Here is a 23414-nt window from a genome sequence, read left to right on the forward strand (position 1 = left end):
ATTGACAGGCTTGCACTCTGGCTGGGGAGGCGAATATGTGGTGGATTGACGGAAAAGCGGAGCAGCAACTGCCGGTATCGGATCGCAGTGTGCAGTTTGGTGATGGCTGTTTTACCACGGCAAGAGTGGTGGAAGGCCAAATCGTCTGGCTCGAACGTCATATTCAACGCTTGCAGCAAGGTGCGGAAAAGTTGCTGCTGCCTGATGTCGACTGGTCACTGTTGCGTGAAGAGATGCGACAGGCCGCCGCGGGCTGTGTCGAGGGTGTGGTAAAAGTCATCATCAGCCGGGGTAACGGCGGCCGCGGCTACAGCCCGGCAGGGTGCCAACAACCGGTGCGTATCGTCATGCAGGCGCCTTATCCGTCGCATTATGCCAGGTGGCGTCAGGATGGTATCCAATTAGCGCTCAGCCCGGTACCGCTGGCGCAGAATGCATGGCTGGCGGGAATCAAACACCTTAATCGGCTGGAGCAAGTGCTGATTCGTATGCATCTTGAACGCTCCGGTGCGGATGAGGCGCTGGTGCTTGACACTTCCGGGGCGCTGGTGGAATGCTGTGCGGCTAATTTATTCTGGCGCCAGGGAAAGCGGGTGTTTACGCCGGATGTCGCGCTTTCCGGCGTTGACGGTGTGGCGCGCCGACATATTATGGCGTTGTTGCAGGTCTCCGTGTTTGAGCTCCATGTGGTGTCCGCATCACTGGACGTACTGGCGGATGCCGATGAAGTGCTGGTATGTAATGCGCTGATGCCGGTGATACCCGTGAATCAGGCGCATACCTGGCGTTATCGCTCACGAGAGTTATATGACTTTCTGAGCCCTAACTGTGAGTCATGATGTGTTATGAAGAGAACAAAGTGGGTTCTTGGGGTTATTGTTCTGCTGGTCATCGTAGTCTGGGGCAGGTGGAAGCAAGTACAGCACTTTGCTGCTTCGCCGCTGGCTATCAAACAGGAAACCATTTTTACTCTCCCTGCCGGCACGAATCGTGAAGGTTTACAAGCGCTGCTGGTAGAACAGCAGGTGATAAGCGAGAGTTGGTGGTTTTCGGGGCTGCTGTATCTGGAGCCGGAACTGGCGACGTTCAAAGCGGGAACTTATCGGTTGATGCCTGCCATGACGGTGCGCGACATGCTGGCGTTGTTGGCCAGCGGCAAGGAAGCGCAGTTCGCGGTGCGATTTGTAGAAGGCACACGTTTAAAGGACTGGCAGGAAACGTTGAAGTCGGCGCCTTATCTCAGGCATACGCTGGAAGATAAAACCCCGCAGGCGATCGCCGATGCCGTAGGGTTGAAAGACAAGCCGAATCCTGAAGGCTGGTTTTACCCGGATACTTATCTTCACACGGCGGGGATGAGTGATAAGTCTATCTTGCAGCGAGCACATCAGCGGATGGCAAAAATGCTTAATGACGTCTGGAGTGCCCGTGATGAGGGATTGCCTTATAAAACCCCGGAAGAGCTGCTGGTTATGGCATCATTGATTGAAAAAGAAACCGCAGTGAATGATGAACGGCCATTGGTTGCATCGGTATTTATTAACCGACTGCGAACCGGGATGCGGTTGCAGACCGATCCGACGGTGATCTATGGCATGGGTGAGAGCTATAACGGCGTCATTACCCGCAGTGCGTTGGATGCCCCTACGCCGTACAATACTTATGTGATTAGCGGGCTGCCGCCCACACCGATCGCCATGCCGGGAAAAGCGTCTCTTGAGGCGGCGGCGCATCCGGCGAAAACCCACTATCTCTATTTTGTGGCCGATGGTAAAGGTGGGCACACATTTACGTCTAATTTGAACGATCATAATCGCGCCGTGCAGGTATATCGTTCCGCGCAGGCTGCCGCCGCCGGAAAGGAAAAGAATGAATAACAGTAAATTTATCGTGATTGAAGGCCTGGAAGGTGCGGGCAAAACCAGCGCTCATGCCGTCGTCGTGGAAACATTGCGGTCGTTTGGCATTCATGATGTCGTTTTTACCCGCGAACCCGGTGGTACGCCGTTGGCGGAGAAATTACGTACGCTTATCAAACAAGGCGTGGCAGGGGAAACATTAACAGATAAAGCGGAGTTGCTGATGTTGTACGCCGCGCGCGTGCAACTGGTGGAGAACGTGATCCGTCCGGCACTGGCGCGCGGCGCCTGGGTAGTGGGTGATCGGCATGATCTCTCTTCTCAGGCTTATCAGGGCGGTGGACGCGGGATCGACCCACACCTGATGACCTCGCTGCGGGATACCGTGCTGGGCGACTTTCGTCCTGACCTGACGCTGTATCTGGATATCCCGCCAGAGCTGGGGCTTAAACGCGCGCGCCAGCGCGGCGAGCTGGATCGCATCGAACAAGAGTCGCTGGCGTTTTTTGAGCGCACCCGTGCTCGTTACCGGCAGTTGGCGGCGGCCGATGCCGCTATCGTGACGATTGATGCCTCCCGCGAATTGGCTCAGGTTAACGCCGATATTCGTCAGGCTCTGTCCGATTGGCTGCAGCGGCAGCACGGGCGAGGGGAGTGAGTCGTTAATGGAGTGGTACTCCTGGCTGAACGCGCCTTACCGTCAGTTGCTGGCGTCGCATCAGGCGAAACGCGGTCATCATGCGTTGTTGCTGTATGCGATCGATGGCATGGGCGATGCTTCGCTGGCGTATGCATTCAGCCGTTGGTTATTGTGCCGGCAGCCGGAAGGCGCCAAAAGTTGCGGGCGTTGCCACGCCTGTGAATTGATGAACGCCGGTACGCATCCGGATTGGCATACGCTCATCCCCGAAAAAGGCAAACAGAGTCTGGGCGTTGATGCGGTGCGTGAGGTGCTGGAACAGGTGTACCAGCGTTCACGTCAGGGCGGCGCCAAGGTTATCTGGCTACCGCGGGCAGAAAGCCTGACGGAGGCGGCGGCCAATGCGCTGTTGAAAACGCTGGAAGAGCCGCCGGCGCAAACTTATTTCCTGTTGGGCTGCCGCGAACCGGGCCAGTTGTTGGCGACGCTGCGCAGCCGTTGCCTGCATCTGTACCTGGATGTGCCGACCGAGCCGCAAGGGATGCAGTGGCTGCGTACACGCGGGCATGATGATGACCTTGCGCTACGGACGGCGTTGCGGCTGTCGGCGGGAGCGCCGCTGGCGGCTGACGCCTTGCTGCAACCAGAGTGCTGGGCGGCACGGCAAATGGTCTGCCGGCAGTTAAGTCAAAGCTTGCAATCTGGCGATGCGTTGGCATTGCTATCCGTGCTGAATCATGATGATGCCGATCGTCGGATCCACTGGATCAGCACGCTGTTTATGGATGCGCTGAAATGGCGTTATCAGGCTGCTGAGCAACGCACCAACCAGGATCAGGCGCTGCTGATAGCACAATTGGCATCCCAGCTTGGAGATACTCGCCTGCACCATAGCCTGCGGCGTTGGTTGCACTGCAGACACCAATTGTTAGCGGTGACGGGTGTAAACCGTGAGTTGTTATTAACGGAGCTGTTGCTGGCGTGGGAGAGGCTATTGTCGTCTCCCACACTGCCGGTGCCGTCATCTTTTTCCTGAATACCGGAATTCCTGATTATGTTGTTAGTTGATTCCCACTGCCATCTTGATGGTCTGGATTATCAGTCGTTGCACAAAGATGTCTCTGACGTGCTAAACAAAGCCCTTGAGCGCGATGTGGGCTTTTTTCTGGCGGTCGCCACCACGTTGCCGGGATTTCGCGCCATGACCGAACTGATTGGCGAGCGTGCTAATGTGGCCTTTTCCTGCGGCGTGCATCCGCTCAGCCAGGAAACGCCGTACGATGTTGACGAGTTACGTACGCTGGCTGCGTTGCCGTCCGTCGTCGCATTGGGGGAAACCGGGTTGGATTATTATTATCAGCAGGAGACCATCCCTCAGCAGCAGGCGTCGTTTCGTGAGCACATCCGCGTCGGTCGTGCGTTGAACAAGCCGGTGATTGTGCATACGCGTTCCGCCCGTGAAGATACGCTGGCTATTCTGCGGGAAGAAAAAGCGGATGAATGCGGCGGTGTGCTGCACTGTTTTACCGAAGATCGGGAAACCGCGGAGAAACTGCTGGATCTGGGGTTCTATATTTCTTTTTCCGGGATTGTGACCTTCCGTAATGCGGATGCATTACGCGATGTTGCGCGTTACGTACCGTTAGATCGGTTGCTGATCGAAACGGATTCTCCATGGCTGGCGCCGGTTCCCTACCGCGGCAAGGAAAACCAGCCGGCTTATGTGCGTGATGTGGCTGAATATCTGGCTATCCTCAAAAATGTCAGTCTCGAACAGCTGGCATCCACCACCACCGAAAATTTTGCTCGGTTATTCCATATTGATGCAGCACGGTTGACCGTGGCCTGATCCTGGTTGAGAATACGCGAGTTTTTTTTTGCTTCGTAATTAATCGCGAATAACCCCTGCTATTTTCCGTTTCATCGGCACTGTGGCTGGGGTTATTTTTAGCGTTAGATCACAAACCATAAGACTTCTGATAGTAACGTGGGTTTCCCATGAGTTGAAACGTGACTGCTATCAAACATTTGGTGCAACATTTATTTTACTCTGCGTAAAAATTAATGAGGATGCATATCACATCCCGACCGCGTGAAGGATGACCTCCCCACCTTCATGCGAACTATCAGAAGTAGAAGCACTATTTACTCAGGAGCACTCTCTATTATGTTCAAGAATGCATTTGCAAACCTGCAAAAAGTAGGTAAATCGCTGATGCTGCCCGTGTCCGTGCTGCCTATCGCCGGTATTTTGCTGGGCGTCGGGTCGGCCAACTTCAGCTGGCTGCCGGCAGTGGTTTCCAGCGTGATGGCGCAGGCGGGCGATTCGGTTTTCGCCAATATGCCGCTGATTTTCGCCATTGGCGTGGCGCTGGGCTTTACCAATAATGACGGCGTATCTGCGCTGGCTGCGGTGGTGGCTTACGGCATCATGGTGAAAACCATGGCTGTGGTCGCGCCGCTGGTGCTGCATATGTCGCCGGCAGATATCGCCGCTAACCACATGGCCGATACCGGCGTGTTGGGGGGGATTATCGCCGGTGCGATTGCCGCTTACATGTTCAACCGTTTTTACCGCATTCGGCTGCCGGAATATCTGGGCTTCTTTGCCGGTAAACGTTTCGTACCGATTATTTCCGGTTTGACCGCCATCATCACCGGTGTTGTGCTGTCGTTCATTTGGCCGCCGGTAGGGAGCGCGATTCAGGCTTTCTCTCACTGGGCTGCTTACCAGAACCCGGTGCTGGCGTTCGGTATCTACGGTATTGTTGAACGTAGCCTGGTGCCGTTCGGTCTGCACCATATCTGGAACGTACCTTTCCAGATGCAGGTTGGGGAATTCACCAACGCCGCCGGTCAGGTGTTCCACGGCGATATTCCGCGTTACATGGCAGGCGACCCGACTGCGGGCAAGCTGTCCGGCGGTTTCCTGTTCAAGATGTATGGCTTGCCGGCCGCCGCATTGGCTATCTGGCATTCGGCTAAACCGGAGAACCGCGCCAAAGTAGGCGGTATCATGATCTCCGCTGCGCTGACCGCATTCCTGACCGGTATTACCGAGCCTATCGAGTTCTCCTTCATCTTCGTGGCACCGATTCTGTATGTCATCCACGCCGTGCTGGCCGGTCTGGCGTTTCCGATCTGTATCCTGCTCGGTATGCGCGACGGCACCAGCTTCTCTCACGGTCTGATCGACTTCATCGTGCTGAGCGGCAACGGCAGCAAACTGTGGCTGTTCCCGATTGTTGGTCTGTGCTACGCCGCGGTGTACTACACGATATTCCGCGTGCTGATCGCCAAACTGGATCTGAAAACGCCGGGTCGTGAAGAGTCTGCGGCTGAACAGACTACCCAGGGGAGTTCTGAAATGGCGGCGTCTCTGGTGTCTGCGTTCGGTGGTAAAGACAACATCACCAATCTGGATGCCTGCATCACTCGTCTGCGTGTTAGCGTGAGCGATGTAGCCAAGGTTGACCAGGCCGAGCTGAAGAAGCTGGGTGCGGCGGGCGTGGTCGTTGCGGGTTCTGGTGTTCAGGCTATCTTCGGTACCCGGTCCGACAACCTGAAAACCGATATGGATGATTACATCCGTAACCACTGATATCTCCGTCACTCGCGACGGATGACCGGGAGTTGACGAAAAGGGGCTAAGGCCCCTTTTTTACATCCTGAATTCCGACGGCAAGGCAGAATCGTTTCCCTTCGCAGGAAGTTCGGCAGTAGGATAATTGACGCTGTCGTGCGCGATACCTCCGTTGTCATGGCGACGGCGCGATAATCACCGCCGCACTGAATAATCATATCGTTGGAATAACAACATCGTTGAAATAACAATATCGTTGAAATAACAACATCGTCCATCAGCGGCGTATCACAACATCACTTTTTTCGAGGGAACAGGATGCAGATTTCAGCTGAGCGTTTAACGCAGATAGCCTATGAACTGTTACGCCATGCGGGATGTGATCACGATGAAGCCGAGTGTGTGGCGCACCATCTTGTCGGTGCGAACCTCAAAGGGCATGACAGTCATGGCGTCGGCATGTTGCCGGAATACGTCAATTTTATCGCCGCAGGCACCATGCACCCCAACACGCCGGCCCGTCTGGTGCAGGATGGCGGGGCAGTATTACAGTTTGCCGGCGATCGCGGGTTTGGGCAGCGTACCGGCCGTGAAGCGATGCAGGCGGCGATCGCTCGGGTAAAAACCACCGGCGTTTGCCTGATGACGCTGTCGTCAACCTGTCATTTGGGGCGGATCGGAACCTACGGCGAAATGGCGGCGCAGGCTGGCCTGATTTCTGTCCATTTCGTTAATGTCAGTGATATCGCGCCGTTAGTGGCGCCGTTTTCCGGCAGCGATGCCCGTTTTGGCACCAATCCGATTTGTATTGCGTTTCCGGGCAGTGATAACAACCCTGATTTTATTCTGGATTTCGCCACCAGCATGGTGGCGCTGGGTAAAACGCGCGTCGCCTGGCTGGCAGGGAAAACCTTTGATGAGCCGGTAATGCTGGATCGTGACGGTCGCCCGAGCGCCGATCCTCGGGTGATGTGGGAAGGTGAGCCCACCGGCGCATTGTTGCCGATTGCGCGTCACAAGGGCGGTGGTCTGATTCTGGCCGCCGAGTTACTGGCGGGCATTCTTTCCGGCGGCGGCACTATTCATCCGGGTAATCCGCGTGAAGGCGCCATCGTGAACAATATGACGACAATCCTGATTGACCCGACGAAACTGGTGGGGATGGCGTGGCTGCAACAGGAGTATGATGCCATGTTGGCGTACGTTCGTGCGTCGCGGGTGTCGGACCCGGCCGCACCGATTCTGGTTGCCGGGGAACCGGAGCAACAAGCCCGCCGGCAACGACTGGCCGACGGCATCGCCATTTCCGAGGGGGAGTGGCGGAAAATTACCGATGCCGGATGTTCGCTGGGAATGTCGGCGTCGTTTTTCGCGGTGTAACGCCGGTGACAAAGCACGGCAAACGCCGACAAAGAGAGTTGAAAAGTATTGGATTTATCACTCATACTGCAAGCCGCATCGCGCAAGAGCGCACGTTTTTGAAGGAACTGTGTTATGGCTGAAGAAACCCTTTTCAGTAAAATCATTCGTCGGGAAATCCCCGCCGATATCATCTATCAGGACGAGCTGGTGACGGCCTTTCGCGACATTGCGCCACGAACTCCCACCCACATTCTGATTGTGCCGAATGTGCTGATTCCCACCGTGAATGACACCGCGCCAGAGCACGAAGCCGCGCTGGGCCGCATGATCACCGTTGCGGGCAGCCTTGCCCGTCAGGAAGGTATTGCGGATGACGGTTACCGTCTGATCATTAACTGCAATCGTCACGGCGGGCAGGAAGTGTATCACATCCATATGCATCTGCTGGGCGGTCGCCCGTTGGGGCCGTTGCTGGCCGGTTGATGCGGTGATGCGCGTATTTTTATCGGGCGTATTGGTCGTTTTGCTGCTGGGAATGTCGCTTACCGGATGCAGCAGGACGGCCGGCCTGAGCATTAATTCCAAACAGACGCTGGTGCTGGACGCTTCGATAGTGGCGGCCGGCATTAGCGCTTCTCGTCCGTCGCTGTCGCGTGGCAGTGCAGGTCAGCAGGCATCGGCTCGTGTCGGCAATACATCGGGAAAGCCGGTGACGCTGCACTATCGCTTTTACTGGTATGATCAGCAAGGGTTGGATGTGTCGCCGCTGGATGTTAGCCAGACGGTCGCGATCCCTGCCCATACGGATATCTCCCTTGTGTCCACGCATGTCAATCCGGCGGCCAGCCAGGTGCGGCTTTATCTTTTTCTCTGATGCGTGATTGAGAGGACAGACATGAAAAAATATCTTGGCGTCGTGCTGATGGCGCTGGTGATGGCAGGCTGTAGCAGTCAGGTGCAGCAAACGGAACAACCCGCCGCCATCGAGCCGGCCGTGCCGCCTACACCGGTAAAACCGTCGTTGCCACCGTCGGAAAGTCAACCGTTGCCGACGCCGCCGAAAATTCAGGTGCCGGTATTGAACTGGTCTGCCGCGGTGACGCCGTTGGTGGGTCAGATGGTGAAAACCGACGGCATCGCCAAAGGCAGCATTCTGCTGGTGAACAAGCTTAAAAATAACACCAACGGCTCGCTGCAGACCGCTCAGGCGACGACGGCGCTGTACAACGCGCTGACGGCAGCCGGGCAGTTTACCATGGTCTCGCGTGAGCAGTTGGGGGTGGCCCGGCAGTCGTTGGGGTTATCGGAAGAGGATAGTCTGGAATCGCGTAGTAAAGCGGTGGGGCTGGCCCGGTATGTCGGTGCGCAATATGTGCTGTATGCCGATGCCAGCGGAGACGTGAAATCACCGGATTTGTCGATGCAACTGATGCTGGTGCAGACCGGCGAGATTGTCTGGTCCGGCAATGGTACGGTTCGCCAGCAGTGATGCGCTAAGCGCGCTGCTACAGCAGGTTCTGCCGGCGGTAGCAACCGCCGGTTTTCATTTACAGCCGGTCTCCGGGCTGAGCCACCAGAGCTGGCGCGTACATTCTCCGGCCGGGCTGTGGCTGGCGCGTGGAGAAACGCCGCAGGGGCGACAGTTGGGGACGTCCCGGCAGCGTGAGTTTCATGTGCTGCGTAAATTGCGCGGGCAGTCGTTGGCGCCTCATCCGGTGTGCTGGCGTGATGGCTGGTTATTGGTGCCATGGTTGGCGGGCGAACCCGCCGATGCCGCGCAATTTTCGGCGGCGCTGGCGCAAGGGCAGTTGGCGGCGTTAATGGCGCGCCTGCACCATCTGCCGCGTTATGGCTATCCGCTACCCTTGAAACGCCTGATAGCGCGCCACTGGCAGAATATGGACCCGACCCGACGTGCGCCGAGGCTGCAGCGCGCCTGCCGGCGACTTATCGATAAACCGTTGCCGCCGCCGCTATTGATTGCGCCGCTGCATCTGGATGTACATCCCGGCAATCTGCTGCGTACCGATAACGGCTGGCGGCTGATTGACTGGGAATATGCGGCGGATGGCGATATCGCGCTGGAGCTGGCGTTGCTGTTTCGGAGCGGTGAACTCAATGACGCACAGCAACAGGATTTTTTACACGCTTACTGCCGGCACTGGCGCGGCATGTGCCCGGCATCATTGCGGCGACAGGTGGCGCGCTGGCAATATTGGGCGGATTATCTGGTGTTGATGTGGTTCGAAGTCCGTTGGCGACAGACCGGCGAAGCGTATTACCGGCAGACGGCCGATGCGCTGCGTGGTGCGACAGTGCGTGATACGACGGAATCGTGAAATAGTGCGTGATACGACAGAATGGTGCCGCCGGGACGGCCGTGTAAGCGGTTTGACAACCAGAGCGATGTGCAATTAACAAAAGAGGTTTTTGTGGGTCCGTTAATGTTAGATGTGGCTGGCTATGAGCTGGACGCGGAAGATCGCGAGGTGCTGGCGCACCCGCTGGTAGGCGGCGTGATCCTGTTCAGCCGTAATTTTCACGATGCCGACCAACTGGCGGAATTGGTGCGTCAACTACGTTGTGCCTCGCGTGAACGGCTGGTGGTGGCGGTCGATCAGGAAGGTGGCCGGGTACAGCGGTTCCGTAACGGTTTTACCGCGCTGCCGGCTGCGCAGTCGTTTGCTGCGTTGAACCCGCTGGCGCTGGCGCAGCAACTGGCTGAAGAAGCCGGCTGGATAATGGCGGCGGAGATGACTGCCCTGGATATTGATATCAGTTTTGCACCGGTGCTGGATGTGGGCCACCAGAGCGCCGCAATCGGCGATCGTGCTTTCCACGACGACCCGGATACCTTGCTGGCCGTGGCGGAACGTTTTATCACCGGTATGCGCACGGCAGGGATGAAGGCGACGGGCAAGCATTTCCCCGGACACGGTGCGGTAACGGCGGATTCCCATAAGGAAACTCCGCGAGACGAACGCCCGCTGGCGCAGATTCGTGAGCGGGATATGCGGGTCTTCCGGGAGTTGATTGCCCGGCAACGGTTAGATGCCGTTATGCCGGCGCATGTGATTTATAGCGATGCCGATCCTCGTCCGGCCAGTGGGTCGCCGTACTGGCTGCGGCAGGTACTGCGTCAGGAACTGGGATTCGGCGGTATCATCTTCTCGGATGACCTGTCGATGGAGGGGGCCGCGGTGATGGGCGGTTATGCCGAGCGCGCCCAGGCGGCGCTGGATGCCGGCTGCGATATGATTCTGGTCTGCAATCAGCGGCAGGGGGCAATCAGCGTATTGGATAATCTGTCTCCGGTCAAAGTACCGGGTCTGGAGACGCTTTATCATCGGGGCGTGATCACGCGTCGGGAACTGCTGAATTCGTCGCGCTGGAAGCAGGCGACGTCGCAGTTGACGGCACTGAGTGAGCGCTGGCAGGCACATAAAGCCGCCGGTTGAGTCACCCGTTAAACAAGGCTGGAAGGAAGGCACAGATGATCATCTATTTGCACGGTTTTGATTCAAGCAGTCCGGGTAATCATGAGAAAGTGCTGCAGTTGCAGTTCATCGACCCGGATGTCCGACTGGTGAGCTACAGCACCCTGCATCCGCGCCATGACATGCAGCATTTGCTTCGGGAAGTCGACAAGATGCTGCAATTGAATACAGATAATCGCCCGCTGATTTGCGGCGTCGGGCTGGGGGGATTTTGGGCTGAACGCATCGGTTTTCTGTGCGATATTCGCCAGGTGATGTTCAACCCCAATCTGTTCCCGCAAGAAAATATGGCCGGTAAAATCGATCGCCCGGAAGAATACGCCGATATCGCCACCAAGTGCGTGGAGAATTTCCGTGAAAAAAACCGCGATCGCTGCATGGCCGTGCTGTCGCGGCATGATGACAGGCTGGACAACCAGCGTAGCGCCCATTTGCTGGGTGAATATTACGAGATAATCTGGAACGAGACTGAAGGCCACAAGTTCCGTGATATTTCTTCGCATTTGCAACGCATCAAGGCCTTTAAGTCGCTGGGCTGATCGCCTCCTCCCTGCTTTTCATGGCTGTCCGGCCCGTATCTCGGGGCCGGCGGCGTATTCCCCCTCCGCTGCACTTTTATGCTAACCCCTTGGTTTATCAACGTCTAACTTTTCAGACCGACATCTGTAATTAAAGTAAATTGATATAAATCAATTTTGGTATGACCAAATGACCTTACGTGTTATCCTCATCACAGATATCCAATTTGTTGTGACATAACCATATGTAATTCAAGGATATTGTTTATTTACCTTTTATTAACTGTTGGTTCACAAATTTTCAGGGGGTCATTTTGACATCATTGCCAATCAAGAAAATCGTGATTGTCGGCGGTGGCGCCGGGGGACTGGAACTGGCCACCAGCCTGGGGCGCAAGCTGGGCCGCAAAAATAAAGCGGAAATCACACTGGTGGATCGTAATCACAGCCATCTGTGGAAACCGCTGTTGCACGAAGTGGCGACCGGCTCGCTGGATGACGATATGGATGCACTGAGCTATCTGGCACATGCCCGTAACCATCATTTCAACTTCCAACTGGGTTCCCTGATCGACATTGACCGTGAACAGCGCACCATCCAGTTGGCTGAAATCCGCGACGACCAGGGAGAATTGCTGGTGGCGGCCCGCTCGCTGTCGTATGACATTCTGGTGGTGGCGCTGGGCAGTACCTCTAACGACTTCGGCACCGCCGGTGTCAAAGATCACTGTATTTTCCTGGATAGCCCGAAACAGGCCCGCCGTTTTCATAACGAAATGCTCAACCTGTTCCTCAAATTCTCCGCGTCTCAGGGCGAACAAGAGAAGGTCAATATTGCGATTGTCGGCGGTGGCGCCACCGGTGTGGAACTGTCGGCCGAGTTGCATAATGCGGTCAAGCAATTGCACAGCTACGGTTTTGACAGCCTCAGCAATCAGGCACTGAACGTAACGTTGGTAGAGGCGGGCGAGCGTATTCTGCCGGCATTGCCGCCGCGTATTTCCGCCGCCGCGCACCATGAGCTGACCCAACTCGGGGTTCGCGTGTTGACCCAAACTATGGTAACCAGCGCCGAGCAGGGCGGCCTGAATACCAAAGACGGTGAATTTATCGACGCCGACCTGATGGTGTGGGCCGCCGGCATTAAAGCCGCTGACGCCATGAAAGACATCGCCGGTTTGGAAACCAACCGTATTAACCAATTGGTGGTGGAACCGACGTTACAGACTACGCGCGACCCGGCGATTTTCGCCATCGGCGATTGCGCTTCCTGCCCCCAGCCGGACGGTGGCTTTGTACCGCCGCGCGCTCAGGCGGCGCATCAGATGGCGTCACGTTGTTACAGCAACATTCTGGCGTTGCTGAACGATCAGCCGCTGAAACCCTATGTTTACAAAGACCACGGTTCGCTGGTGTCCTTGTCTAAATTCAGCACCGTCGGCAGCCTGATGGGTAACCTGATGCGCGGTTCGGTGATGGTGGAAGGGCGCATTGCGCGTTTCGTTTATATTTCGCTGTACCGTATGCACCAGATTGCTCTGCATGGCTATCTCAAAACGGGCCTGATGATGCTGGTCGGCAGCATCAATCGGGTTATTCGCCCGCGTCTTAAACTGCACTAAGGCGATATTACCCGTCGTTGCATCCTGATTGCCCGCCGTCTGGCGGGCAATGTTCTATTCTCGCCCCGCCTGGCGGCCGTGATTTTCCGCATTGCGTTTATTTCAGAATAAAATATTGCTCTAACGCCAACTAAAGGTAGGAAAACTCTCAAACGTGACAGTTTTGTTATCTCTGCAACCTTTTTGAGGTAGTAATCCGATTGAGAGTGCTGGGGGGATTAGGCAGACTTCATCACATCGGGCGGTGTAGCGCGCACACCGCGCCCCGGTAGTGGGTTTCGGGTCAATCATCACCTTGTCATGTGCCGTTAAAGACGCAGCGGGTGAGATGGAAGATGCGTGATTATTTATTCAGGAGGTCTCCTGTGAACAAGTCAATGTTAGCGGGTGTGGGTATCGGTATGGCTGCTGCTCTGGGCGTAGCGGCCGTTGCCAGTCTGGATGTGTTTGCATCCAGACCGCAGTTTGCCCAGGTGCTGGCGGCTACCCCCATTAAAGAAACTGTAAAAACACCACGCCAGGAATGCCGTAACGTCACGGTGACGCATCGTCAGCCGGTACAGGACGAGAATCGTATCGCCGGGTCGCTGCTGGGGGCGGTTGCCGGCGGTGTACTGGGGCACCAGTTCGGCAAAGGGCGAGGGAACGATGTAGCCACGGTCGCCGGTGCGCTGGCCGGTGGCTATGCCGGTAATCAGGTGCAGGGAAAAATGCAGGACGGCGATACCACCACCTCTACGCAGCAGCGCTGCCAGACGGTGTATGACAAATCGCAGAAAGTGCTGGGCTATGATGTCACCTACAAAATCGGCGATCAGGAAGGCAAAATCCGAATGGATCGCGATCCCGGTACACGTATCCCGCTCGATCGCAACGGCCAGTTGATTATCAATCAGTCAAGTTAATACAACAGGCCCACGGGCCCGCGTAGTCATGCAGCCGACCGCGGGCCTGATACGGTTAATACCGTCAGTTTGACTTAAGTATCATATAAGTCGGTGTCCTGCACCGGCGAATGGCGTTGACTGGGCCGAATGCGTTTCACCGAATCCCTCACCACCAGTGTACCGTTGAGCAGAATGTTGCCGCTCCCTCGTTCAGGTTGCATCAACTGAAGCTGTAATAACCTGACGGCTTCCCGCCCCAGTTCTTCGCGCGGAATCAGCACCGAAGTGAGCGGAATATCCTGTATCGACGCCAGATTGGCGCCATCCATGCTCATCAGCGAGATATCCTGCGGTACGCGTAATCGGGCTTTATGCAGCGCATTGACTGCCCCCACCGCCATAAAATCGCCGCCCGCCAGTATGGCGGTAGGGTAATGTTCTTGTGGGCAGGCGGCCAGAAAATCGCTGACCGCCTTTTCCGTTTCCACACTGCCGAAACCGTGAGGGGTCAGCAAGTGAAGGTCATCAATAAAGGGCAGGTTGTGCTGTTGATAAGCATCGCGGATCCCTGCCAGCCGCCACTCCATCGTGTAGCGTCGCAGGCACAATACGGTGAGAATCTGCCGGTGCCCCTGTTCAATCAGATAGTTGGCGGCAAACTCGCCGATGAGCTGATGTGCGGGCGACACGCCCGATAATTTCATCTTGTGATCAAGACAGTTCACCAAGACACAAGGCTTATTCAACTCCGCCGCCAGGGCATGGATATACGAATCATCGATACCCAATAAAATGGCGCCTTCGGTTTCCGGTGATGACATCTTTTCCAGAAACAGCGACGCATCGCTGTCGTTTTCCGCCAGTCCACAGTAACGCAGGCGGACATCGTGCGAGTCCAGCGAATCGAGCACTCCTTGCAGCACCTTGTGATAAAAAATGTCCGCCCGGCTGTTAAACGCGCGCTCCGGTGCAAACACCGTCAGGCTATTGAGCAGTAAACGGCCGGCGGCCAGGTGATCCATCACGCCGTATTGCCGGGCCGCCGTCAGAATGCCAATACGCGCCGCCTCGCTGGTATTCGACTTGCCCGCCAGTACCCGCGAAACCGTGCTGACGGAAAAACCGGTTTGCAGAGCAATATCGCGGATCCTGAGGTTTTTTGTCATTTTGTGATCCTGCTCAACTTGAGTGATGAAAATATTTTCATGACCGAAAAATAGGCGGTTTTCGGTATGAAAATGACCAAAAACGGCAGATGCCGACGCTACCATGAAAATAGTTGCAAAAAAGTGAGTATCTCCGGCTTTTTTATTTTCCTACGCTGACTACGCCGTGATTCTTCTGGCCGTATTACGCCGGGGGAATGCGCTTAAAGACATAAAAACCTTATAAAAATCTGATTATTAGAACATCAGGGTGGTGTGTGCCGACAGGCATTCACTTTCGTCTGCTGCAAGGAGATCACCATGAGTCTCGACGTTAATTCCTCTCCCGTTGTGAATGAAAAACGAAAATTTAAACAATTGCGTTGGTGGGTACTGGCGTTATTTCTGTTTGGCGTCACCGTTAATTACATTACCCGTAATTCTCTGGGTATTTTGGCGCCTGAATTAAAAACCGTATTGAATATCACCACCGAGCAATATTCCTGGATTGTCGGTGCGTTCCAGTTGGCCTATACGATATTTCAGCCGCTGTGTGGATGGCTGATCGACGTCATCGGCCTAAAAATGGGCTTTATGATTTGTGCGGTCATCTGGGCGCTGATGTGCCTGTTACATGCCGGTGCCGGTAGTTGGGTGCAGCTTGCTATCTTGCGTTTCATGATGGGCGGCGCAGAAGCGGCGGCCACGCCGGCCAACGCCAAAACCATCGGCGAGTGGTTCCCGCGCCAGGAGCGGCCTGTTGCTGCCGGTTGGGCCGGTGTTGGGTTTTCCATCGGTGCCATGCTGGCACCGCCGATCATCGTCGTTGCTCATTCACTGTTGGGCTGGCAGGGCGCATTCATCTTTGCCGGGGTGCTGGCCATGCTCTGGGTGGTGTTGTGGTGGTTGTTTTACCATGACCCGGAAAAGCACCCGCACCTGAGTAAAGAAGAGCTGGTGTTTATCCGTCAGGACAACGAACCGGCACCGGTGAAGCAACCCTTTTTCACCGCCATGAAAACGGTGCTGAAAAATCGCCGTTTCTACGGTATCGCCATTCCGGCGTTTATGGCCGAACCAGCCTGGGCGGTGTTGAGTTTCTGGGTGCCGCTGTATCTGGCGAAAGAGCGCGGTATGGATCTGAAACAGATCGCCATGTTTGCCTGGCTGCCGTTTTTGGCTGCTGACTTCGGCAGTATCGCCAGTGGTTACCTGACCAGGCTCTACTCCCGCTGGTTTGGTTGTTCACGGATTAATTCTGTGGTGGGCAGCTCGGTGACCGGCGCCTTTTTGATGCTGTCGCTCGCACTGGTCAGCGTGACCCAAAATCCTTATCTGGCCATCATCCTGATTTCCATCGGTGGTTTTGGCCATCAAATCATCTCCTGCATGTTGAGCGCCGTGGTGGTGGATTCGTTCGACAAAGGCCAGATGGCGACCGTTAACGGTATGCGCGGCGCCAGCGCCTGGATTGCCAGCTTCCTGTTCTCGCTGCTGATTGGTGTGACCGCCGACAAGATTGGCTTCAATCCGCTGTTTGTGGCGATGGGCTTTTTTGATTTGTTTGGCGCGCTGTTTTTGGTGGCGTTCATTGCCGAGCGTCGTCAGCGCGCACATTGACAGAATTTCTGAATAGACGAGTGATGTTATGAAAACATTGAAACATTGGGTATTGCACCATCAGGCCGAGGATCGGGTTGAACTGCTGGTGGACGGCGCACATCGTTTTATGTTGTACGTGCTGGCGCCGGGATTGATGCGGGTGTTGATTAAGCAGGATGATGCACTGCGGTTGAACCGTACCTGGAGCATCGCACCGCAGCAGGATGTTCCCTGGCAGGGGCGAGTGCGCGAGAGCAGCGACGGCTTTGCCTTACCGGGGTATACCTTATCCTGGCAAGGCGATGCGTTGCAGATAAGCACTGCGCAGTTACGGGTGACGGTACACCAGCCGTTGTGGCTGTCTTGGGAATACCGCGATGTGCACGGGCAGTGGCAACCGCTGGCGTCCGACCGCTCGACCGGTGCCTACCTGCTCAATCGGCACGGCGATGGCGTGGCGCACTACCAGCGGCGCGCGGTGCAGGAGCGTTGCTACGGGCTGGGGGAAAAAGCCGGGGATCTCAACCGCGCCGGTCGTCGTTTTGAGTTTCGTAATCTGGATGCGATGGGCTATAACGCATACAGCACCGACCCGCTGTATAAGCACCTGCCGTTTACCATTGTGAACCAGCCGGGTGCCAGCTATGGCGTGTTTTATGACAATCTCAGCTCCACCTGGCTGGATCTGGGCAACGAAATTGACAATTACCATCAGGCTTACCGGCGCTATCAGGCTGAAGCCGGGGATCTGGATTACTATTTTCTGTTCGGCCCGGCGATCCTCGATGTGACCAAAGCGTTTGTTCGGCTCACCGGTAAAACCTGCTTCGGCCCAAAATGGAGCCTCGGCTATAGCGGTTCCACCATGCATTACACCGATGCGCCGGATGCCCAACGGCAACTGTTGTCCTTTATTGCGTTGTGTCGGCAGCATACGATCCCGTGCGATTCGTTCCAGCTTTCGTCCGGTTATACCTCAATCGGCAACAAGCGTTACGTGTTCAACTGGAACTACGACAAAGTGCCGCAGCCGGAGCAGATGAGCCAGGCGTTCCATGACGCAGGGTTGCATCTGGCCGCCAATATCAAACCTTGCCTGTTGCAAGACCATCCCCGTTACCAGGAAGTGGCTGCGAAAGGCTTGTTTGTGCGTGATTCGGAGTCGGATAGCCCGGAACGCTCCAGTTTTTGGGACGATGAGGGTTCTCATCTGGATTTCACCAATCCGGATACCGTCAACTGGTGGCAGGAAAACGTCACCCGACAATTGCTGGAAAAAGGCATCGATTCTACCTGGAACGATAACAATGAATTCGAGGTGTGGGATGGTGAGGCGCGCTGTCATGGCTTCGGTCAGCCGATTGCCATCAAGCATATTCGCCCGTTGATGCCGTTGCTGATGATGCGGGCGTCAATGGAAGCGCAGCAGCGCTTTGCACCCGCACTGCGGCCCTATCTGATTTCACGATCCGGCAGCGCCGGGATGCAACGTTATGTACAAACCTGGAGCGGGGACAACCGCACCAGTTGGCAGACGTTGCGTTATAACACCCGCATGGGCGTCGGTATGAGTCTGTCTGGTTTGTATAACGTGGGGCATGACGTGGGGGGGTTTGCCGGCAATAAACCGGATGCCGAGCTGTTTGTCCGCTGGGTGCAAAACGGCGTGATGCATCCACGCTTTACTATTCATTCGTGGAATGACGACGCCACGGTTAATGAACCCTGGATGTACCCGGCGGTGACGCCGATCATCCGTGATGCCATCCAATTGCGTTATCGGCTGCTCCCTTATCTGTATACCTTGCTCTGGCAGGCCCACGCCGATGACGAGCCGATGCTGCGCCCGACGTTTCTCGATCATGAACATGACCCGCAAACCTTCGAGGAAACCGATGACTTCCTGCTCGGCAGGGATCTGTTGGTGGCGAGCGTGGTGGAACCGGGGCAGCGCCAGCGGGAGGTCTACCTGCCGGATAATGACGACGGCTGGTATGATTTTTATCGTGGCGACTGGTTCAGCGGCGGCCAAACAGTGACGCTGGATGCGCCGCTGGAACGATTGCCGCTGCTGGTCCGCGCCGGCGCCATGATACCGTTGTCGGTGCGTACCGATTTTGTCTGCCCGGCCAGCGACGATCAGCGCACCATGCTGCTGTTCCCGCAGACAGGCAACGGCATCCGGCAAGGGGTGCTGTTTGAGGATGACGGCGAAACACACCGCTGGCGTGACGGACAGGCATTATGGCTGCGCTGGGAAGTCTGTTGCAGTGCGCAACGCATCGACGTGACCTTTCGCGCCGAAGGGGCATTTATCCCGGCCTGGCAACAATTGACGGTACAGTTGCCGCCTGATGAGCGGCGAGCACTCTATATCAACGGCGAGCGCACCACGCAGTATCGGTTGTCTTCCCACGGTTAGCGGGACGCGCGGCGCATCCTTGTCGGCTACGCCGCTTCGTGACCGTTATCGCCTTTATTATCAGCCGAATAGGACGCCCCGTTTATCAATAGGCAGCGAAGGGGTATTATCGACGGCATATTGCCAATGCCGCCTACACACCGGCAACTTGACGTATGAAAGGTATCGGCTTTTATTCAGGCACCGGGAAGACATATGCTGAATCATTCGGAAGTTCAACGCTATTTGCAGCGCATTGGCGTCAGTGCATTGCCTGCTGAACCGGCTTTACAACTGCGCACACTTCATCTCGCCCACCTCATGCATATTCCGTTTGAAAACCTGGATGTGGTATTCGGAAAACCGATACACCTTAATCAATCGGCTATTTATCGTAAAATCGTGGAGGATCGGCGCGGCGGTTTTTGTTACGAGCTCAACTACGGTTTTTATTTATTGCTGCAGGCGTTAGGGTTTGAGGTACAGCTGTTGGCCGGCCAGGTGTGGAACGAGGACGGCCACTATGGGCAGCCTTTTGACCATCTATTTTTAAAAGTGGAATTACCGCAGTCGGCGGTGATTGCCGATATCAGTTTTGGCGATTCATTTTGCGTGCCGGTGCCGCTGTCGGGGACGGTGTCCGACGAGGCTTTTGCCCGTTACCGGGTGGCGACGGAAGCGGGAGAACAGCAATTACAGCAGCAACAGCCCGGCAAAGCATGGAAGACGCAATACAAGTTTACGCTGCAATCTCACCAACTAACGGAGTACGCCGGGATGGCGCACTACCATCAAACCTCGCCGTTATCGCCGTTCACCACCAAGTCGCTGTGTACTCGCGTCACCTCGGAAGGGCGGTTAACACTGTCGGATAACCGCCTAATCGTAACCCGACAGGGCCAGAAAAGTGAGCGTCTTATCGGCAGTCATCGCGATTATCTGGATTGTCTGCAACAACATTTTGGCATTGTGCTGGCGGACGGCTACGACAGCCAGCACTGGTTTGAACGTCTGACGACAGCGGTTTCCTGAGGCGTTAGCCTGGTGACTTATGCTTAAAGGAACAGTGTTTAACGGAACAGCGTCTGCGCCCAGCGAGTCAGGCCCGCGGTCACGGAACCGAAATCGTCGCCGCTTTCGATAGGAACGTCAGGCAGACACTGGCTGATGGCAGCACGCAATAACGGCGAGCGGGCGCTGCCGCCGGTCAGATAAATCACGTCCGGCCGTGTCTGGCTGTTTTGTTGCGCCTGAATCAGTTGCTGTTTGATGTGGTCCAGCGGCTGGACGATAGCCTCTTCCAGTTGGCTGACGCTGACGTGGGTTTCCAGACCGGGCGTGATAAACGGCAGACAAGCCAGCGAAGTATCTGATTGCGACAACGCGATTTTCTGCTCTTCCGCCAGCCGCACCAGCCGATAGCTAAGCCGTTGACGCCATACGGTCAGCAGGCGCTCCACCCTGTGGGGCTCGCGCGCATCGCGGATCAACCCGCGCAACAAGGTGCCGCAGGCGCTGCTGTAGAACTCCGCCTGCGCCGGTACATCGTTGACGGCGACCGCATTCCACCAGGGTAATATCGGCAGCGCCGTGCCTTTTTCGGTGTTGCCGTTCATGCCCAGCAACGGGCAGAACTCCCGGAATGCCAGCATGATATCCAGATCGTTACCGCCGACCCGGCAGCCGCTGTGGCCCAGTAAACTTTCCGCACGCTCGCGGCGATTGCGCCAGTCAGGGCCCATCAACAGCATCGAACAGTCGGTGGTGCCGCCGCCGATATCCACCACCAGCACCCGCTTTTCCTGTTGCAGTGTGGCCTCAAAATCCAGCCCCGCGGCGACCGGTTCAAACTGAAACGCCACCTGACGAAACCCGGCGCGCTGCGCGGCCCGTTCCAGGATCCCTTGCGCCTGACGGTTGGACTCTTCGCCGCCCATTCCCTGAAAGTTGATCGGCCGCCCGATGACCGCTTGTTCAATCGGCTGGTCGAGTTGTTGTTCCGCCTGCCGGCGAATATGCAGCATCATGGCGCAGACCAGATCTTCAAACAGCGCAATTTGTTGCGGCTTTAATCCGCTGGCGCCGAGAAATGATTTCGGCGATTTAACGAACCAGACGTCTTCCGGGTCATCCATATAGTGCGCCAGCGCGGCCAATCCGAATCGCACGCTGTCTGGCTGCACCTGAATATCTTCTTCGCGATTGTGGCTGATGGCGCGTTGCAACAGACGGGCGTTTTCTCCCTCCGTCGCTACCTGATGATGCCGCCACAACCATTCGCTGACGGCTTCGCGGCTGGGCGCGCATAGCATCGATTGCAAATAAGACGATTGTTGCTCCAGTTGCAACAAGCGTGGCGTTCCGTGTTCCATAACGGCCAGCGAACAGTTGGCCGTACCGTAGTCAAAGCCGACAAACATGATTGTTATCCCCATGCCAGTAGAGAAGGGGCGGGAATTTACCGCTTGCTCAGGGGGTTGTAAAGAGATAAGACGGATAAAAATCGCTTGTCGCTAAGCACCTCGTCCAACAGACTCAAGGCATCGCCCCGCCAAACCTGGCTCAGCGTTTGTTGAGCCAGGTTTGCGCCAGTTCATCAAACGGCAGTGGTCTGGAGAAGAAATACCCTTGCATGAAATTGATGTGTTTGCGGGACAAGAATTCGGTTTGAAATTCGGTTTCCACCCCTTCGGCGATCGTCATCAGCTTCATCTGTTGCGCCAGATCGATAACACAGTTCACCAACGTGCTGGATTGCGGATCATTCTCATCAATCATACTGACAAACGACTGGTCGATTTTAATGACATTGACATGCAGTTTTCTGAGGTAGTCGAAATTGGAATAACCGGTGCCGAAATCGTCCAGCGCGATCAACACACCGGCATCGCTAAGCTTCTTAAAGAAGCCGATGGTTTCCGGCGTAATATCGACTTTTTCCCGCTCGGTAATTTCGATCATCAAATGCACGTTTTTATCGCCGAAAGCAGCGATAAAATTCTGACAGTCGGTAATGAAATCGTCGGACTGGCAGTGCTGGGCGCTGATATTGATGGCAATATGCAAATTGTCCGGCAGGGTGTTGAGATGGGGCGTTAAATCACGCACCACACTACTCATCAGCGAACGCGTCATCGGAATGATCAGCCCGCTTTGTTCGCACAGCGGAATAAAAATATCGGGAGAAATAAAACCGCTTTTCGGGTGATGCCAGCGGGCCAGCACTTCTACACCGTAAATTTCCCGCGACACTGTGGAGATAACCGGCTGGTAATAGGGCAATACTTCCTGGTTTTCAATCGCGCGCCGAATACCATCATAAGGCGAATTAATACGCGTCGAATATTTGTAAGCCAAGAATCCGGAGCCAAGGGCAATAAGAAAGACTATCAGAAACGTCATTTTTTCTTTATACCAAAAATCGGCAAGAGAATACTTTTCGTTGAGAGAGTACAGAATAGAAAAATGGTAATGACCTGAAGGGATGATAACGAAATTGGGTAGATCTGTGGGATTAAATGTCGATACTTGATTCTCGCGGGATATCCAGGTGTTGCCGACTAATAAATAAAGGTTGCGTCGCTTACTGAGGAGATCCAGCACACTGGTCAGGTGCTGACCGTGTATCGCCACGCCGACGCTGCCGAATGCTGTGTTGCCGAGATACATAATCAGGGTTCTGTCCGGCGTGACGGAATTGCCCGCCAGCAGCGCCAGCTCACGCATATGGAAACGTTCCAGCGCGGCAGGGCGATTATCCACGCCGTATAACGATGAACAGTACACCACGTCACGTTTGATCAGACTCACGGTACGCAGATGGCTGGCAACCGCCGCCGTCATATTCAACTGCCGGATCACTTCAGGCGTGCAGGAAAGGGCCAGTAGCGGTTTGCTGTCTTCCACCGCATTTTTGGCCTCGTCGAGAATTTCTTCGATATTTTTGACCGCTCTTTCCGCATTGGCGTAAGCGCCCTGACGATCAGCACGATAGTCCTGATAGTAAATTGCCCATAAGCCCATGGCGAACATCGCTACAAAGGTCAATAAAGCGATTAGTTTATTCATTGGTATGGCCCTTGCTCTGACCTTATAGTTGTTCTCTATCCGTCATCGTCAATGTTACAGGTATGTTGGCGATATAACCTGACCATCCATGGGCCTCGCCCGTTGGGGCGCAAGGCAAACCGCGCTCGGCACAGTTTTAGGCTGTGCCGTCGCTTTTCTCCGGTGCTTCATGACAATAAGCGCCGAAGATTTCCCGGTTGCCATGTTACAAGCCTCTGAACGGCGTTTGT

Annotated in this window: 21 protein-coding genes; 18 read left to right on the forward strand and 3 right to left on the reverse strand. The window is 55.6% G+C overall.

What is annotated here, in order from left to right; genetic code table 11:
- The first annotated feature begins 35 nt into the window (after nucleotides 1–35).
- From pabC to FDP13_RS06545, 15 genes are all read left to right on the forward strand, one after another.
- Nucleotides 36–839, forward strand: a complete 804-nt coding sequence (gene pabC / locus FDP13_RS06475) for an aminodeoxychorismate lyase (RefSeq protein ID WP_143839046.1) — start codon at nucleotides 36–38, stop codon at nucleotides 837–839.
- A 6-nt stretch (nucleotides 840–845) separates the two neighbouring features.
- Nucleotides 846–1877 carry an endolytic transglycosylase MltG gene (gene mltG, locus FDP13_RS06480; protein ID WP_143839047.1) on the forward strand — a complete coding sequence of 344 codons (1032 nt, stop codon included), beginning with the start codon at nucleotides 846–848 and terminating at the stop codon, nucleotides 1875–1877.
- A complete protein-coding gene (tmk, locus tag FDP13_RS06485; protein ID WP_143839048.1) occupies nucleotides 1870–2517 on the forward strand; it encodes a dTMP kinase in 648 nt (215 codons plus the stop codon). The genes mltG and tmk overlap by 8 nt, the downstream gene beginning before the upstream one ends.
- 7 nt (nucleotides 2518–2524) lie before the next feature.
- The gene (holB, locus tag FDP13_RS06490) at nucleotides 2525–3535 is read left to right on the forward strand and encodes a DNA polymerase III subunit delta' (protein ID WP_033576261.1); all 1011 of its coding nucleotides are present in this window, start codon (nucleotides 2525–2527) and stop codon (nucleotides 3533–3535) included.
- 18 nt (nucleotides 3536–3553) lie between these two features.
- Nucleotides 3554–4348, forward strand: coding sequence for a metal-dependent hydrolase (locus FDP13_RS06495; protein WP_033576260.1), 795 nt, complete (start codon nucleotides 3554–3556; stop codon nucleotides 4346–4348).
- Nucleotides 4349–4666: 318 nt separating this feature from the next.
- A complete protein-coding gene (ptsG, locus tag FDP13_RS06500; RefSeq protein ID WP_012769354.1) occupies nucleotides 4667–6100 on the forward strand; it encodes a PTS glucose transporter subunit IIBC in 1434 nt (477 codons plus the stop codon).
- Between the two features lie 300 nt (nucleotides 6101–6400).
- Entirely contained in the window at nucleotides 6401–7462 is a 1062-nt protein-coding gene (locus FDP13_RS06505; RefSeq protein ID WP_143839049.1) for a malate/lactate/ureidoglycolate dehydrogenase, read from the forward strand.
- Between the two features lie 114 nt (nucleotides 7463–7576).
- On the forward strand, nucleotides 7577–7927 hold the full coding sequence (gene hinT / locus FDP13_RS06510) for a purine nucleoside phosphoramidase (RefSeq protein ID WP_012769356.1): 351 nt from the start codon (nucleotides 7577–7579) through the stop codon (nucleotides 7925–7927).
- 7 nt (nucleotides 7928–7934) lie between these two features.
- Nucleotides 7935–8318 (forward strand): YcfL family protein, encoded by a 384-nt coding sequence (locus tag FDP13_RS06515; RefSeq protein ID WP_027711709.1) that lies wholly within the window; start codon nucleotides 7935–7937, stop codon nucleotides 8316–8318.
- A 21-nt stretch (nucleotides 8319–8339) separates the two neighbouring features.
- Nucleotides 8340–8933, forward strand: coding sequence for a penicillin-binding protein activator LpoB (gene lpoB / locus FDP13_RS06520; protein WP_033576256.1), 594 nt, complete (start codon nucleotides 8340–8342; stop codon nucleotides 8931–8933).
- Nucleotides 8911–9783, forward strand: a complete 873-nt coding sequence (locus FDP13_RS06525) for a phosphotransferase (protein WP_143839050.1) — start codon at nucleotides 8911–8913, stop codon at nucleotides 9781–9783. The genes lpoB and FDP13_RS06525 overlap by 23 nt, the downstream gene beginning before the upstream one ends.
- Nucleotides 9784–9876: 93 nt before the next feature.
- The gene (gene nagZ, locus FDP13_RS06530; protein WP_143839051.1) at nucleotides 9877–10902 is read left to right on the forward strand and encodes a beta-N-acetylhexosaminidase; all 1026 of its coding nucleotides are present in this window, start codon (nucleotides 9877–9879) and stop codon (nucleotides 10900–10902) included.
- A 35-nt stretch (nucleotides 10903–10937) separates the two neighbouring features.
- Nucleotides 10938–11480: an alpha/beta hydrolase YcfP gene (gene ycfP, locus FDP13_RS06535; protein WP_012769361.1), complete on the forward strand. Its 543-nt coding sequence runs from the start codon at nucleotides 10938–10940 to the stop codon at nucleotides 11478–11480.
- Nucleotides 11481–11773: 293 nt separating this feature from the next.
- Complete coding sequence (locus tag FDP13_RS06540; protein WP_143839052.1) at nucleotides 11774–13081, forward strand: NAD(P)/FAD-dependent oxidoreductase; 1308 nt, start codon at nucleotides 11774–11776, stop codon at nucleotides 13079–13081.
- 365 nt (nucleotides 13082–13446) lie between these two features.
- A complete protein-coding gene (locus FDP13_RS06545; protein WP_143839053.1) occupies nucleotides 13447–13986 on the forward strand; it encodes a glycine zipper 2TM domain-containing protein in 540 nt (179 codons plus the stop codon).
- Nucleotides 13987–14060: 74 nt separating this feature from the next.
- On the opposite strand, the gene FDP13_RS06550 is transcribed toward FDP13_RS06545, so the two are convergent.
- On the reverse strand, nucleotides 14061–15134 hold the full coding sequence (locus tag FDP13_RS06550; protein WP_143839054.1) for a LacI family DNA-binding transcriptional regulator: 1074 nt from the start codon (nucleotides 15132–15134) through the stop codon (nucleotides 14061–14063).
- Between the two features lie 300 nt (nucleotides 15135–15434).
- Here FDP13_RS06550 and FDP13_RS06555 point away from each other — a divergent pair, with 300 nt between their 5' ends.
- The 3 genes from FDP13_RS06555 to FDP13_RS06565 all read left to right on the forward strand — a co-directional run bounded on the left by FDP13_RS06555 (nucleotide 15435) and on the right by FDP13_RS06565 (nucleotide 20148).
- Entirely contained in the window at nucleotides 15435–16733 is a 1299-nt protein-coding gene (locus tag FDP13_RS06555) for an MFS transporter (RefSeq protein WP_012769365.1), read from the forward strand.
- A gap of 28 nt (nucleotides 16734–16761) precedes the next feature.
- Complete coding sequence (locus FDP13_RS06560) at nucleotides 16762–19137, forward strand: TIM-barrel domain-containing protein (protein ID WP_143839055.1); 2376 nt, start codon at nucleotides 16762–16764, stop codon at nucleotides 19135–19137.
- 195 nt (nucleotides 19138–19332) lie between these two features.
- A complete protein-coding gene (locus FDP13_RS06565) occupies nucleotides 19333–20148 on the forward strand; it encodes an arylamine N-acetyltransferase (RefSeq protein WP_143839056.1) in 816 nt (271 codons plus the stop codon).
- Between the two features lie 38 nt (nucleotides 20149–20186).
- On the opposite strand, the gene yegD is transcribed toward FDP13_RS06565, so the two are convergent.
- Nucleotides 20187–21536, reverse strand: coding sequence for a molecular chaperone (yegD, locus tag FDP13_RS06570; RefSeq protein ID WP_143839057.1), 1350 nt, complete (start codon nucleotides 21534–21536; stop codon nucleotides 20187–20189).
- Between the two features lie 142 nt (nucleotides 21537–21678).
- Nucleotides 21679–23184 (reverse strand): cyclic diguanylate phosphodiesterase, encoded by a 1506-nt coding sequence (locus FDP13_RS06575; RefSeq protein WP_143839058.1) that lies wholly within the window; start codon nucleotides 23182–23184, stop codon nucleotides 21679–21681.
- Nucleotides 23185–23414: the final 230 nt, after the last annotated feature.

Origin of the sequence: Dickeya sp. ws52, assembly GCF_007210685.1 — a bacterium.
GTDB lineage: Bacteria > Pseudomonadota > Gammaproteobacteria > Enterobacterales > Enterobacteriaceae > Dickeya > Dickeya chrysanthemi.